Origin of the sequence: uncultured Cytophaga sp. (assembly GCF_937863595.1) — a bacterium.
Classification (GTDB): domain Bacteria; phylum Bacteroidota; class Bacteroidia; order Cytophagales; family Cytophagaceae; genus Cytophaga.
The window spans coordinates 1-15,666 of record NZ_CALMGQ010000139.1; the positions used below are offsets into that span (position 1 = coordinate 1).

Annotated in this window: 12 protein-coding genes; 6 read left to right on the forward strand and 6 right to left on the reverse strand. The window is 35.6% G+C overall.

What is annotated here, in order from left to right; genetic code table 11:
* Positions 1-182 precede the first annotated feature (182 nt).
* Positions 183-650 carry a nucleoside triphosphate pyrophosphohydrolase family protein gene (locus tag Q0543_RS12110; RefSeq protein ID WP_299253314.1) on the forward strand — a complete coding sequence of 156 codons (468 nt, stop codon included), beginning with the start codon at positions 183-185 and terminating at the stop codon, positions 648-650.
* Positions 651-781: 131 nt separating this feature from the next.
* Here the strand turns inward: Q0543_RS12110 and Q0543_RS12115 are convergent, their stop codons facing one another.
* Positions 782-2,065 carry a chloride channel protein gene (locus Q0543_RS12115; protein WP_299253317.1) on the reverse strand — a complete coding sequence of 428 codons (1,284 nt, stop codon included), beginning with the start codon at positions 2,063-2,065 and terminating at the stop codon, positions 782-784.
* A gap of 212 nt (positions 2,066-2,277) precedes the next feature.
* Here Q0543_RS12115 and Q0543_RS12120 point away from each other — a divergent pair, with 212 nt between their 5' ends.
* Positions 2,278-2,874, forward strand: a complete 597-nt coding sequence (locus Q0543_RS12120; RefSeq protein ID WP_299253319.1) for an HPP family protein — start codon at positions 2,278-2,280, stop codon at positions 2,872-2,874.
* Positions 2,875-3,107: 233 nt separating this feature from the next.
* A complete protein-coding gene (locus Q0543_RS12125; RefSeq protein ID WP_366800160.1) occupies positions 3,108-3,446 on the forward strand; it encodes a GxxExxY protein in 339 nt (112 codons plus the stop codon).
* 177 nt (positions 3,447-3,623) lie between these two features.
* On the opposite strand, the gene Q0543_RS12130 is transcribed toward Q0543_RS12125, so the two are convergent.
* Positions 3,624-4,394 carry an AMP nucleosidase gene (locus tag Q0543_RS12130; RefSeq protein ID WP_299253321.1) on the reverse strand — a complete coding sequence of 257 codons (771 nt, stop codon included), beginning with the start codon at positions 4,392-4,394 and terminating at the stop codon, positions 3,624-3,626.
* Positions 4,395-4,462: 68 nt separating this feature from the next.
* Between Q0543_RS12130 and Q0543_RS12135 the strand changes: the two genes are divergently transcribed.
* A complete protein-coding gene (locus Q0543_RS12135; RefSeq protein WP_299253323.1) occupies positions 4,463-4,915 on the forward strand; it encodes a type I restriction enzyme HsdR N-terminal domain-containing protein in 453 nt (150 codons plus the stop codon).
* A 1-nt stretch (position 4,916) separates the two neighbouring features.
* Here the strand turns inward: Q0543_RS12135 and Q0543_RS12140 are convergent, their stop codons facing one another.
* The 3 genes from Q0543_RS12140 to Q0543_RS12150 form a co-directional block, all read right to left on the reverse strand.
* Entirely contained in the window at positions 4,917-6,794 is a 1,878-nt protein-coding gene (locus Q0543_RS12140; RefSeq protein ID WP_299253325.1) for an LTA synthase family protein, read from the reverse strand.
* The gene (gene ald, locus Q0543_RS12145) at positions 6,791-7,909 is read right to left on the reverse strand and encodes an alanine dehydrogenase (protein WP_299253327.1); all 1,119 of its coding nucleotides are present in this window, start codon (positions 7,907-7,909) and stop codon (positions 6,791-6,793) included. Before ald ends, Q0543_RS12140 begins: the two co-directional genes overlap by 4 nt.
* A gap of 309 nt (positions 7,910-8,218) precedes the next feature.
* On the reverse strand, positions 8,219-9,034 hold the full coding sequence (locus Q0543_RS12150) for a DUF1573 domain-containing protein (RefSeq protein ID WP_299253329.1): 816 nt from the start codon (positions 9,032-9,034) through the stop codon (positions 8,219-8,221).
* Positions 9,035-9,193: 159 nt separating this feature from the next.
* Here Q0543_RS12150 and Q0543_RS12155 point away from each other — a divergent pair, with 159 nt between their 5' ends.
* The gene (locus Q0543_RS12155; RefSeq protein WP_299253331.1) at positions 9,194-11,596 is read left to right on the forward strand and encodes a thiamine pyrophosphate-dependent enzyme; all 2,403 of its coding nucleotides are present in this window, start codon (positions 9,194-9,196) and stop codon (positions 11,594-11,596) included.
* A 236-nt stretch (positions 11,597-11,832) separates the two neighbouring features.
* Here the strand turns inward: Q0543_RS12155 and Q0543_RS12160 are convergent, their stop codons facing one another.
* Positions 11,833-13,176: a T9SS type A sorting domain-containing protein gene (locus Q0543_RS12160; protein ID WP_299253333.1), complete on the reverse strand. Its 1,344-nt coding sequence runs from the start codon at positions 13,174-13,176 to the stop codon at positions 11,833-11,835.
* A 248-nt stretch (positions 13,177-13,424) separates the two neighbouring features.
* Between Q0543_RS12160 and Q0543_RS12165 the strand changes: the two genes are divergently transcribed.
* A partial coding sequence (locus Q0543_RS12165) for a DUF6055 domain-containing protein (RefSeq protein ID WP_299253335.1) occupies positions 13,425-15,666 on the forward strand: 2,242 nt, incomplete at its 3' end.

Below are 15,666 nucleotides of genomic sequence, written 5' to 3' on the forward strand. Positions count from 1 at the left end.
AGTACAAAGTACAAAGTACAAAGTACAAAGTATAAAGTACTTAGCATATGTTTTATTCGGGAATGTATTGTAGCCTGTAATCGTATACTATTTCTTCTGAAAATTATTCATTTAATGCACAATTTAAAATTATAATTTAATCCGTACTTAGTACTCTGTACTCCGTACTTAATACTTTTCTCATGCTTCCCATCGACCCACTCAACCAAGTTGCGGAATTTCATCGCACGTTTAAACATCCTATCTTAGATACACCAACGATTCCTGCTATAGAACGGGCACGTTTGCGTGTTTCTTTACTTGCAGAAGAATTGAAAGAGTTGGAAGAGGCTATTGCTCAAAATGATATTGTAGAAGTAGCAGATGCTTTATGTGATTTGCAATATGTATTGGCAGGAGCAGTGCTGGAATTTGGCTTAGGAGAAAAATTTAAAGACTTATTCGACGAAGTACAGCGCTCTAACATGAGTAAGACCTGTGCTACGGAACAAGAGGCAAAGGATACCATTGCACATTACGCAGCAAAAGCACAGCCCTGTTACCACGTTAAAAGTGGTAATCACTATTTGGTATTTAGAACAGAAGACAATAAAACGTTGAAGTCGATTAACTATTCTGCTGCAGATTTGAAGTCGATTCTAGAAAAATAGTGTTTAACATTCATTCATAAATAAAAAAGAGATTTGCTAATGCTAGCAAATCTCTTTTTCGTTTTCGTGAGGGTTGTTTTTTTTCGACTAACCATTCTCAATGTTAGCCTTAATTAAAATGCCTATTGATACTATTCTTCTTCGTGTTCAATTTCTTTTAACTGTGATTTGATAAATGGCTGACGAGGCGCAAGGAAATAACCTGTTAAACTTGCAAATAAAATAGGAATGAAATAGGTAAATCCCGTAAGCGCAGAAAGAAGAATGGTTGTACTCATTGGGGTACGTGTAACGCAAGAATTGATTGCTGCCATACAACTAACAATAGTTAATGCCAGGTTGATACTCGGGATGAAATGATGTATAATCAAACCTAGTGTTGCACCAACAAAAAATAAGGGAATGATGAAACCGCCTCTCCAACCAGATGTAACCGTAATGGATATGGCTAGTATCTTAAACGCAAGAATTGCAAACAAGAATTGTAAGGAGAAGGATTCTGTAATTAGCGTATTGATTTGCTCGTGCCCAAAATAACGTGTAACCGGAAAGTAATAAACGATTACACCTAATATGATACCACCTACACACATTTTTATATAAATAGGGACTTCAATTAATTTGAATATTTTTTGAAAAAGTTTGGTGTTATAAATAAATATCCAGCCTACAAATGTAGCACACATACCAAATACGACTGCATACATAAAATCAAATTTATCGACAAGCTCATAAGTAGGTAAATTCCACGTGGGTCCAATACCCATATTAATGATAACAGCAAAAACAACATAACTGAAACTACTGGCAACCAATGCAGGAATGATGGCTTGATAATATTCTACGGCATGTTTGTGGTGTAAAATTTCGAGTGCAAATAAGCTTCCACCTAAAGGAGCACCAAATAAAGCGGTAAAGCCCGAAGCCATACCAGCGATTGTAAGTGATCGTAAAGACTCACCTTTTAATCGTAATAGATTTCCTAGCCACGTGCCTGTAGATCCTGTAACTTGAACCAATGGGGCTTCAGGACCTAAGCTGCCTCCTGCTGAAACACATAGTAAGGACGATAGAATCATGGATGGATTGTTCTTTGGATCTAATTTGCCTTTATTAAAGCGTATGTTGTTGACCATTAAATGCATTTCTCCAGGATCGCCAATGAAATAGATAACCAAGCCTGCAAGCAATCCACAAAGTGCCATAGTAGGTATAACCCATAAGCCTGTGAAAAAAGCTATTTTGTGCGTTAAGAATTCTAAAACAATCCAATATAAACCTGCAGTTATTCCCCCAACGATACCAAGAAAAGCCCATAATAAAAATATTCGACTGAATACAAAGGACTTAAATGAGACAGGGTGGTGTAATGTTTGAATTTTGGCAATTCTATTTCGTTTGGAAGTGAAATTCATTCTTGATTTTACTAATGAGCACTTATTTTAAGAATGTTAAATTAAAAAAAAATACAGTAAGAAGCCCGTGTTATTTTAATTCATTTATTCAATTAATCAAAATTAAAATACGTGATTATACGGACGGGTGATTTGTTATTTATGCATAAATAGTGGGTTGGTTATTTAAATAAGCGAATTGGTTTTATGAATGACAGTTTGCAATTGTTTATATGAAAAAGAAAATTACAAGATCCATTCGTGTTTCCAGATATGTTATTTATAAAGAAACCTTAGTTGATTATAAGGAGCATTTTTGGTCGTTTGTAGGGGCATTTATGGGTATCGGTTTGATAACTTTTTTTCAAAGTCGCATACTAGATGATTTCGAAAATATATTTTTAATTGGTTCATTTGGCGCTTCAAGTGTATTGGTGTATGGATCTATTCAAAGTCCATTAGCACAACCTCGTAATTTAGTGGGCGGGCATGTTATTTCTGCTCTCGTAGGAGTTACAGCATTTAAACTTTTTCCTGATATGATATGGTTGTCCGCACCCTTTGCAGTAGCGTTTTCTATAGTGTTTATGCAGATGACTAAAACGTTACACCCTCCGGGTGGTGCTACAGCTTTGATTGCTATTATTGGTTCTGAAAAAATTAAGCACTTAGGATATTGGTATGTGATTAGTCCCGTTCTAACGGGTTGCATAATCATGCTTTTTGTAGCATTGATATTTAATAATATAACGCCACATCGAAGCTACCCGACAGATAAAAGAATGCTTGTAGTTTTTCGGAGGTATTTTTGGACACACCGTAAATTATAAATGTTTGTAATGATTTCTGCATACACATTATTATAGTATGTGGTATCTTAAATAGAAATCCTTAAATAGAACATAACCATTATCTTTTGTTATTAAATGCTTCTGATTTTGATAATTACAAAATCTTGATTTAGATTCATTCTTTAATTTTTATACATCAGCAAATGGAGAATAATGAAATCAATGCACTTACCCATGAGATTATTGGTTGTGCGATGTAAGTTCACAGAATCATTGGGAACGGCTTTCAAGAAAAAATATACCAACGTTGCTTGGCAATCGAATTTAATTTATCGAATATAAAATATGCTTGGGAACAAGAAATGGAAATATTTTATAAAGGTAATTCTGTAGGCTTTCGAAGAGTAGATTTTTTTATTGAAAAGAAAGTGATGCTGGAAATAAAAGCTGTTGAAAAAATAGAAGATGCACATAAAGCACAAGCAATCAATTATTGTGAAGCTTATAATATTGCAGATGGCTTACTCATTAATTTCGGCGGGAAAAGTTTGGAGTTTAAGCGGGTGTATAATAATAGGCTCGTAGTACCATCCCCCAAAGGACACGATTAAAAGGATTGCAGGATTACCCGGATTATGGAGTATTAAATTGAATGATTTGTTATCTAAGAAAGAAAGAAAGAAAATCCCATTTTTCTTTCTTTCCTTAAAATAAGTACACAAATATTTCTAGTTACATAAATCGTAATCTGGGTAATCCTGCAATCCTTTTAATCGTGTTATGTTAGCTTACTCAAAGATCATATGCTTTACAGAATCACCGCTCGATGCCAACTCTTGCAAGGACTCTATTCCAATTTTTAAATGTTCTTCTGCATATTGTTTTGTAACCGAAGTGTCGCTATCGGCCGTTTTTACTCCATCAGGAACCATTGGATTATCAGATACGAGCAATAATGCACCATGCGGAATGCTATTTGCGAAACCCACAACGAATATCGTAGCCGTTTCCATATCGATAGCCATTGTGCGTATACTTCGAAGATATTCTTTGAATTTTTCATCGTGCTCCCAAACTCTACGGTTTGTAGTATATACCGTACCCGTCCAATAGTCGCGTTTGTGTTTGCGGATGATAGATGAAACGGCTTGTTGTAATCGGAAGGATGGAAGCGCAGGGATTTCTTTCGGTAGATAATCGTCACTTGTACCTTCACCGCGGATGGCAGCTATTGGAAGAATTAAATCGCCTACTTTCGTTTTCTTTAATCCTCCACATTTTCCTAAAAATAATACTGCTTTGGGTTGAACAGCGGATAGAATATCCATACATGTTGCGGCCATTGCACTGCCCATACCAAAATTTACGATGGTGATGTTATTTGCTGTACAAGTTTGCATGGGCTTACCAATCCCTTTTATTTCGGCGCCAAATTGCGCTGCGAACATTTCTAAGTAATTATGAAAATTTACGATTAGTATATATTCTCCGAATTCTTTTATTTCTGTTCCGGTGTATCTTGGTAGCCAGTTATTTACAATTTCCTCTTTCGTTTTCATACTACAATATTATAAGTAATAAAGCATTTACTATTTTATGTACGTAAATTGTACAACAATAGTATACCATGTATCCAGATTTAAATTTACCCACGGCTAATTTAAAACTTGCAAAAGAGCAAGGTGAGATATATGTGTATGATATCATACGTAAAAAAAATATTTTGTTGACTCCGGAAGAATGGGTGCGACAACATTTCATGCATTATTTAATTCATACCTGTAAATATCCTAAATCCTTATTCAAGGTTGAAACAGGTTTGCAATACAATAGCTTGCAAAAACGCAGCGACATTCAGATTTATAACCGAAAAGGTTCTGTTTTTATGTTGGTGGAATGTAAAGCTTTTTCTATTCCTTTGAGTGAACAGACACTTAAACAAATTTCTGCATACAATAAAACCATTGAAGCAGAATGGATTGTCATTACAAATGGCTTAACGCATTACGCTTTTCAACGAGAAGGTGAAGGGGAGCAAATAGCATTTATAAAAAGGAATCAGTTGCCTGAATTTATATAACTTATTTCGTTTTCGTCCAATCAAAATAGGTATTATGTATCATGCCATTATTATAATATTGGATGATTGCTTCGACAAATAGTTTTTCTTTTTCGTTAGCTGTTCGGATAAATTCATCTTTATAATTTTTAATAATGAATTCTTTACCAATACTGGCTTGGATATAATACTCTTTTAAAAATATACCATACGTATTATTGGCAAAGTTTACTGCATAATCATGACCCATTTGTTTGCCAAATACCGACTGTCCGAGTAATGCAGGATTTGGGTTTATAATTTGTAGATAATCGAGTATGCTAGGCATGATGTCTATATGGTTTGAAACCAAAGAAGTATCTGCTTGAAGTTTTTGCTTTGGATGGAAAAATAGAAGTGGAACTTTATAATCTGCACGTATTGATTGGTCCGCATCTACGCTGTGCATGTGCGTATGATCTGCTGTGATAATAAATAAGGTATTATCGTACCACGCTTCTTTTCGTGCTGCTTCAAAAAACTTTTTCAATGCATAATCTACATACCCAATTGTTTCATGTACAGGAAGATCGCCTTTAGGGAATTTATTGGAATATTTTTTAGGAATAGAATAAGGCTGATGTGAACTTATAGTAAAAACACAGCTTGCAAACGGTTGTTGAAAGCTGCTAATCGTATTGTTCGCATATTGTAAATACGGTTCATCATAAATGCCCCAATTGCCATCATAATCTTCTTTTGATCCAGTATATTCATTTAATCCATAGTAATGGGTAAAGTCTGCATTTTTTGTAAAGGCATCGAATCCCATCGATCCATTTTTAGCAGCATGGAAAAAAGATGTATGATATCCATTTTTTAATAGAATAGTTCCCAAACCATTCATGGTGTTGGTTTGATACAAGGAAGTAATATAAGGCTCCTGCATTAAACTTGGTATAGATGCTAGTATTGAGGGTACTGCTTCCATACTGGCTCTGCCATTTGCAAAATTATTGGGAAAATATAAATTTGTTTTTGCTAAAGAATCTAAGAAAGGAGTGAACCCTTTATTTGGACTATTGATACCCCAATATTCAGACCCAAAACTTTCTAAAATGATAATAACAATATTTTGTTTTTTTGTTTGTGGAGTTAATGTAGATTTTGTCTGCGTATTCCATTCGTTTAAAATGCTTGATACTTCTTCCGAAGAGTTGAAGAAATGAACTTCTTCAATGGGCTCAATACCTATGGTCATGAAGATATTAAATGGCGTATTTAAAACAACATTGCCAAGTTTACTGGGTTCAACAGAAAAAGCTACATTCGGTCGCAAGGGTTTTAATTGAAATCCACTACGAATACCTATTATAGACAGACCTATAAAGACGACATAGCCGAGTGTAAAATAAATGATGGGTTTCTTAGATATTATGGGCGTATACTTTAATCTAAGCGTACGGAGTAATATCCAAAGAAATAATACAAAGGCAAGTAATCCGATGTGCCAATAGTTTAAAATTAATTGGTTTATTTGATTTGCAACATCGTCCTTGATACCAATAATTTCAATACCTGTGCGCTTTCCTGTGAATGCAAAATATTCTAAATCAATTAAGTTTAATGCAACTAAAAAAGAATTTACTAGTACAAAAAGTATTTTAGTTAGAAAGAATATCGATTTTGGAATATTAAAAAAGCGTCCAATGGCAAGTGGCAAAAGAAATACAACATTGAAACCAAGTAATATTGATACGTCAAATCGTACGCCAACTAGAAAAGCCTGCGCAATTTGTGCATTCGTGCACGATTCAAATTGATTTGAATAGAATAGGAAAAATAATAATCTGCAAAGACTAAATAAGAGTAAAAGAAAGAATAAACGGCTGAATAGAAATCTATAAAGTGCTACAATCATGAATTCAAGTATTCGTGTATATCATGCAAAGATAATTGAAATGTTTTAGCAAGCATAGCATCTACAACATTCCCTGAAACAAGAGATACACCTTTTCTAATATCCGAATTCATTTGACACGCTTCCTTCCAACCTTTATCTGCAATTTGCAATAAATACGGAAGACTTGCATTGGTAAGTGCTATTGTTGAGGTAGTTGGTACTGCACCAGGTATATTGGGTACGCAATAGTGTATTACATCGTTGAGAATAAATATGGGATGTTCGTGCGAAGTTGGTTTACACGTTTGTATACAGCCACCTTGGTCTACAGCTACATCAATTACGATACTTCCTTTGGGCATGGACTCAACCATTTTCTTTGTTGCTAGTATGGGCGCTTTTCCACCAGGTATTAATATTGCACCAATCAATACGTCTGTGTGTAATAAGTATTCTGCAATCAATTGTTGAGTAGGATAGATGCAGGTAACATTTGCTGGCAATACATCAGTTAAATAACGTAATCGAGTGATGTTAATGTCCATCAATATCACTTCAGCACCCATACCCGAAGCCATCTTCGCAGCTTGTGTTCCAACAACCCCTGCGCCTAATATTACGACACGAGCGGGTTTAACACCCGGTACACCACCCAATAATTTTCCGCTACCTCCATTATTTTTTTCTAAATAATGTGCTGCAATTTGGATAGACATCCTGCCCGCAACCTCCGACATTGGTGTTAAAATGGGTAACGAGTTATCTGCTTTTTGTATGGTTTCATATGTAATACAAATTGCTTTTCGAGCAATCATTTCACGTGTTAGTTCTTCTGAGGAAGCGAAGTGGAAATAGGTGAAAATAATTTGACCTTCTTTTATAAAAGTATATTCAGAAGGTAATGGTTCTTTTACTTTTAAAATTAGATCTGATTTAGAAAATACTTCTGTTGCTTTTTCTATAATAACTGCTCCAGCATTTTTGTAATCGTCATCCGAAAAGCCAGATCCAAGACCTGCATTGTGTTCTATCAAAACGGTATGGTTTCGATTAATGAGCTCTACTACGCCTGATGGGGTAATAGAAACACGGAACTCTTTGTTCTTTATTTCTTTAGGTATACCGATGATCATAGCATTATATATTAATAAGATGAAAGTTCCAGAAAAGACTTCTAATTTATTTTATACTGCTTAAAATGAATCGTGTAACGATCATTTCTTATTGAACCAATAATTAATTATTTAATTATTAAAATCTCTAGAGAACTATTCTCATTCCGTTTGGAATTTGATTTTTGTTCTTTGGGATTTAGTATTTATTATATATACTCTATTCGATTGAAATTTGTTTTTTGTTTTTTTGAATATTTCATAATTACCTTATAAAAAAAGTCTCACTACATTATGTAGTGAGACTTTTTTTATAAGGTAATTATGCTGTTATTTTGAAAAGGGAGCAGTTGTACCACCTTCTTGTAACATATTTTTTTCTTGTAATGTCTCAACCACGTCAGATTCTAAGATAATTGGGAGACGAAGGTTTGCTGGGTCGTTTGTATATAAGGTCATGATATCTCTGTTATAACCGTCAGCTGCTGGGAAGTACGTAACTTCTAATGTAGCAGATTTGCCAGGTAAAACGAATTTCAATTCTTCACTTGATTTTTCTTTTTTCAATTTGTATTGTCCACAGCTACATGCAATTACTGACTTAGAAATGAACAATGTATCTTTTCCATGATTCGTAATTTTCATAGAATAAACGCCTTTTTGAGCGCGTTCCATTTTACCAAAATTAATCGTTGTTTTTTCAACTGAAATTTTAGCAGATTTTTTCAATTCGGCTTCTGTTGGTGTTACAACTGCTGCAGGAAGTGGTTCAACAATTCCTTTGATGTTTAACATTTTAACAACTTCCTCTTTGTAATATACCGTAATTGTTTTTTGGAACGTTCCCGGTCTTCCTTGGGAGTTGAATTCTGCAGTAATTACGCCTTTTTGTCCAGGTAAAATTGGATCTGTAGAAAAAGAAGGTGTTGTACAACCACAAGATGCACGAACATTTTCAGCTCCTAAAACGATGGTATCTTTACCTGTATTGAAGAATTCAAAGGTATGACGTGCTTTATCTCCTTCATTAACAACTCCAAAATCGAATTTGTCAATAGGGAAATTGAAACTATTAGATTGTTGTGCTAGTGTAACACTCAATGTACTAGCAACTAATGCTGTGAATACGATGATTTTTTTCAACATAATGTATTTATATAAATTAGTACTATAGGGTTGTCTGTATCCAAAGTTACATAAATTATACCAAAAGTTATAGAATAGCAGCCATAATTCGAAAACATTTGAATAGCGGGTTTTATTCCATAATTTTATGGTGTTTGGCTAAACCTAACAACATATATTTTGAATACAAGTGAAATGACAGGTGAATTTTCTTTAACCAAAGAAGAAATTTTAAAAGATTATAGATTGGCGTGTGAAAGCAGACAAACGAGCATACTTGCTCGTAAAGAAGTTTTTATGGGCAAAGCAAAATTTGGTATTTTTGGATCAGGTAAAGAATTGGCTCAAATTTGTATGGCCAAATTTTTTAAAGAAGGCGATTTTCGTTCTGGTTATTATAGGGATCAGACTTTTATGATGGCAATTGGGGAATTAACCATTCAACAATATTTTGCTCAATTGTACGGTCATGCAGATATCGAACACGATCCACATTCAGGTGGTCGAATGATGATTGGTCATTACTCCACACGAAATTTAGATGCACAAGGTCGCTTTAAAGATCTTACAAAAATAAAAATTTCTACTCCAGATATCTCTCCAACGGGTGCTCAAATGCCACGTTTGGTTGGTTTGGCTTGGGCTTCTAAACTATTTCGCAACAATCCCGAACTGCAGCACATGACTAATTTTAGTCATAATGGTAATGAAGTTTCATTTGGTACCATTGGTAATGGTGCTATGGCTGAAGGGGTATTTTTTGAAGCTATTAATGCAGCAGGAGTATTGCAAATTCCGATGTTGATTTCAATTTGGGATGATGCGTATGCGATTTCTGTTCCTCAACGCTACCAAACAACGAAGGATGATATATCAAGCATGTTCGAAGGTTTCAGAAGAGATCACAACGAACGTGGGATTGAAATCATGAAGGTGAAAGGGTGGGATTACGAAGCACTTTGTTATGGGTATAAAGAAGCAACACGCATTTGTCGTGAGGAGCACGTACCTGTATTGATGCACGTATATGATATGACTCAGCCCATGGGACATTCAACTTCGGGATCACACGAACGATATAAAACAAAAGACCGACTCGATTGGGAAGAAGAATACGATTGCAATAAAAAGTTTAAAGAATGGATTCTAGAAAATGATGTTTGTTCAGAAGACGATTTAAATGCGATTGAAAATGAATCGATTGAAAAAGTAAAAGCGGCACGTCAGGCTGCTTGGGATCATCATATTAAAGCAGTACACGTAGATCAAGACATCGCTGTAGATTACTTGAAACAAGTTGCAGCTACAAGTGCGTTGAAAGAAGAGTTGGAGCAAATTGCAACAGACTTACACAAAACATTAAATCCGTATCGTTCGGATGCGGTGCGTGCGGTTAAGAAAGCACTGCGCTTGTTACGAAACGAATCAGATAGCTCAAAAAATATTTTACAAGATTGGGCTGAACGTACAGCAATAGAAAATGAACGTCGTTACAACAGTCATCTATACAGCGAGTCTGCTGAATCAGCTCTACTTATAAAAGTAGTAGATCCAGTTTTTAATGACGACGCAGCGTTAGTAGATGGAAGAGAATTACTACAACACAATTTTGAAGTGCTTTTTGATCGCGATCCACGCTTATTAGCATTTGGCGAAGATGTAGGACATATAGGCGATGTAAACCAGGCATTCTCTGGATTACAAGAAAAATTTGGAGAAATTCGCATCACCGATACCGGTATTCGTGAAGCCACCATTGTGGGACAAGCAATTGGTACGGCAATGCGCGGACTGCGTCCGATTGCGGAGATACAGTATTTAGATTATTTATTATTTGCTATAGAGATTTTATCGGATGATGTGGCTTCGCTGCATTACCGTTCTGCCGGTGGACAAAAAGCGCCTTTGATTATACGTACACGTGGTCACCGTTTGGAAGGAATGTTCCACTCGGGTTCGCCTATGCAAATGATTTTAGGTGCCATTAGGGGTATGTTTTTATGTGTGCCACGCAACATGATGCAAGCAGCAGGGATGTACAATACCTTAGTAAGAGGAGATGAACCTGCGCTTATGATTGAAGCGTTAAACGCTTATCGTTTAAAAGAAAAACTTCCAGAAAATTTGGGAGACTTCACGGTTCCATTGGGTATTATTGATGTCTTGAGACCAGGTACGGATATAACCATTGTTACCTATGGCTCTATGTGTCGCATCGTGCAAGAAGGAGCAAACGAATTGCAGCAATTGGGTATATCCTGCGAAATTATAGATGTACAAACCTTACTGCCATTCGATCGCACGCAGCAAATTGTAGAGTCGATTAAGAAAACCAATCGTGTATTATTTGCCGACGAAGATTATTCTGCCGGCGCTACTGCCTATATGATGCAAAAAGTATTGGAAGGGCAGAAAGCTTGGAAATACCTCGATTCGGAACCACGTACCTTATCTGCTCAAGATCATAGACCAGCCTATTCAACGGATGGCGATTATTATTCTAAACCAAGTCCGGATGATGTGATTGATGTGGTGTATGAAATGATGCACGAAGTAAATCCAGAGAAGTTTCCGAAGTGGTGAGAATGAAGGGAATTATAAATTATGAATTATAAATTATAATGACTGCTCTTCGGAATCTGCAATTTCGAAGCTAGATAAGTAGGATTTGTAATCGGTTTTATAAAAAATTATTGAGATTTGTTAAAAAAGAATTAGAAAGAAAAATCAACTCCCTATTTTTGGGGGAATCTAAATTAAAAAAATCCCTAGATGCATATAAAGCGACTAGGGATTTTTTAATAGGCTATAATTTAAAATTACTTCTTTACAAGCTTGAATGCATTTTTAGATAGTTCACCCAACTTAATAAAATAAAGACCTGTTGATAAATTGTCAATGTTTAATGTGGTAGAACCTGCTGCTATAATACCTGAAGAATGTAAGATTGCTTTTGAATCATAAATGTAATACGATGTGCCTATTAAATCTGCCGGAACGTCTATGTTTACTATATCTTGTGAAGGATTTGGATATATCTTTATGTTATTGTCTGCATACGTTCCTCGAACAACCGATAATGGGGAGGAGGCATTGTTAAGTGTTGCAACAAATCTATTGGAATATTTATTTGTAAAATAACCAGCTACAAATAAGTTTCCTTTTTTATCACTATACATCACATCTATTGAATTATTAACATCAAGATTGGCGACTTGATTCCATGTTGTTCCATTCCATCTTTTTATATTATTTTTTTCATTATTATCTTTTCTTTCAACGAAAGGTGCATATACATTGCCATTATAATCTACATGCACAAAAGAAGCGTAACCATCCTTCTCAACAGGTAACTGATTCCATGAAGTTCCATCCCATTGTGATATATAATATTTATCATTTAAATCTTTACCGTCGGTACCTACATATATATATCCACTTGGTGTAACACCGATGGAAGAAAAGAAGGTATTTGAATTAAATACTTTCATATTTGTACCACTTCCAATTTCTGACCACGTTGTTCCATTCCATTTATATATGTTCTGGCTATCATTTATTTTACTTTTTATATTTCCTCCCACGTAAATATTTCCCATTCTATCTGTTGTCATTACTTTGATTGGGTCATCAAGATTTGGTACATTTATTTCTGACCATGCTGTTCCATCCCATTTTGCAATATAATACGCACCATTTTCATTTGTAAAGTCACCTGTGATATATATATATCCCTGGTCATCAGCAATCAATATATTAATAGTATTATTTGCTTTTAAACCATTTATACCTCCAAGTTCTGTCCACGTTGTTCCATTCCATCTATTAACATAATAATAATTTTCCGAGTTTGTAAAATTACCTGCAACAAATACATCCCCGTTTTTATCGGTAGTTAAACAACTGACTTCGCCCATGCGTCCACTAAAATCCCCCAGCTGAGACCAGTTAGTTCCATCCCATGTTACTACATAAGAATTTGAATTTTCAAAATACGCACCCGCGACATATACGTTGCCGTTTGAATCTGAACTAATTGCTTCAATAAAATTGGTCCTTATATTGGCACCACCACTTATGTCGTACCACTGCTGTGCTTTAATTAGGGTGCTAGACAAAAAAATATTTGTAATAATCATTGTGTTAAATAAAAATTTTTTCATGGTTGATTTTTTAGATAAGGTTGAAATGAGGTTCGAATAGTTGTATTTTATCTTGTTAATATACAGATATTTGAATGGCAAATTCAATTCTAGGATTAATTTTACACTAAAATTTGAAAATGGTGCTTCATTTTTCATTTATTGAAAGAAGTCAGCCTAATTTTTAAACTTTCGTTACTTCTAAATGTAAGGTTTGTATTAAAGAAAGAATAAACATGTTTTTATTCCGAACAGTAAACCTGATTACTATGAAAAAACAAATTCTCCTACTTTTCTTCATGTGCATTTTTCTAAATGTATCTGCACAAAAAACCGTTTTTAGACCCACCGAATTTGATAATCCGGCGAATGAATATTACAATAATGTTTCTGAGTCTCGTAAATATGAATCAGCAAACTTTGTGTTGTATTGGGGCGATAAAGTAGGAACAAATCCTGCTGTATATTCCGATGCTACCTTACGTTTTAATCCACAGTCGGTTGCCGATACGTTGGAATACATTTTTAAACGTTACATCACCGATCTGCATTTTATAAACAATGCACCCAATACCAATTTTGGGAAGTATAAGATCATGATTATGATGGTGAATACATGGAACTCTACTGATGACCGTTTAACAGGTTTCGCATCTGCGAGTTCCTTTAGCAATACCATCGGTGCCATGTACGTGCATCCGCAGGCAACAAAAGATGGTGGTGCTTTAAGTCATGAGTTTGCACATACCTTGCAAATGATGATGCACATTCAAGAAAATCCAGGTAATCAAACAGCCTTTTCAGGTTATGATTGGGCAGGTCCTTTTTATGAAGGACATGCCAATTACATGCGTGCTATGGCTTATCCGCAGTGGGCTGAAACGGATGGAACCTTAACACGATGGATACAGACACGTCATTTTATGTGGTCATCAAACCGTCATCATTATACCAATTATCATCTATTGTTCTATGTTCAAGAAAAAGAAGGTTTTGATTTCACCAGAAGAATGTGGGCAGAATCAAAATATCAAGAACATCCCTTGGAAACCATCAAACGTTTAAAGGGCTTTACGCAAGAACAATTGAATGATTACTTATGGGGATATGCTCAAAGACAACCCGCTTTTGATTATCCGATCCAGTGGAACGATCAAATTACGCCTACCAAAAATTTTGGATCTAAGATCAGAGAGGTGCATCAATTCATTAAGAGTAATATGCCTCGTTATACAAGCAGACAATTTACCTTGCTGACAAAAGTTGCAGGTTCAAGCAATCAATATTATACCAACGACGACTGGGCACCACAAGATTATGGAATGAATATTATTCCTTTGTATCCAACATGTACAGAAACACAAAAGAAAGTAACGGTTAAATTTAAAGGTCATACAGAAGTAAATACGGCTCAAGCAGGATGGCGATATGGTTTCGTAACTACAAAGGCGGATGGTACAATATCTCGGTATAGTCCTATGTTTACTGGGGATGGAGAAGCATCTTTCACGCTTGATGCAGCAACAGAATCAAATATTTATCTTGTTGTATATTCTGCGCCCAAAACCCACATCAATTATAATATGGATGTGGGTTATCCCAAACAAAGAAGATATCCATACGAAATTAATATTGCAAATGCCGTTCCTGAAGGATTTCAAGCAACAACTGAATTTAGAAAATTCTTAAAAACAAATGGTAAAATTCACCCCAATGGCGGTGGTTGGATTTCCAACAATGCAAACGTAGCATCAACGGCTTATGTTGGTCCGTATGCTATCGTAAAGGGTGGTACTGTTTCAGGTAACGCACGTATCGAAGATTACGCTACGGTTGAAGGTGGCAATATCAGCGGCAGTGCAATTGTTAGAGGGAATGCCTATGTATATAATGCAACCATATCTGGAAATGCCATTGTAGAAGGAAATGGCTGGATGGAAGGCGGTTCTGTTACCAATACAGCTAATCTTAAAGGAAATGCGATGTGTTGGGGTGCAGCATACTCTGGAAATGTTATCGTAGGTGGTGATGCAGAAGTAGGTAGTTGTGGGTCGGGCGTTTACTTGCAAGCGCCTTATTGGAGAAATGGAAGAGGCGATTGCGATGGAAAAGGAGCAAATGATGTATCAAATATTGATATCAATCCAACCTTTACTAATTTTTCTGTTGCGCAAATGGCATTCAGCGCAACTCCAACCTGTGGTAATACTGCTAGCACGTATACATTAACAACTTCGGTTGTGGGTTCAGGAACAGTTAGTCCAGCTAATGGAACGTTTAATTATAATAGCGTTCAAAGTTTGACGGCTACACCAGCTACAGGTTATACCTTTACAGGTTGGTCTGGCGATGCAACGGGTTCAACGAATCCCTTGAGTGTAACGATGACTGCGAATAAGAACATCAAAGCTACGTTTGCAATCAATACCTTTACACTTACAACTACTGTTACTGGGTCAGGAACAGTGAGTCCAGCAAATGGAACGTTTAATTATAACAGCGTTCAAAGTT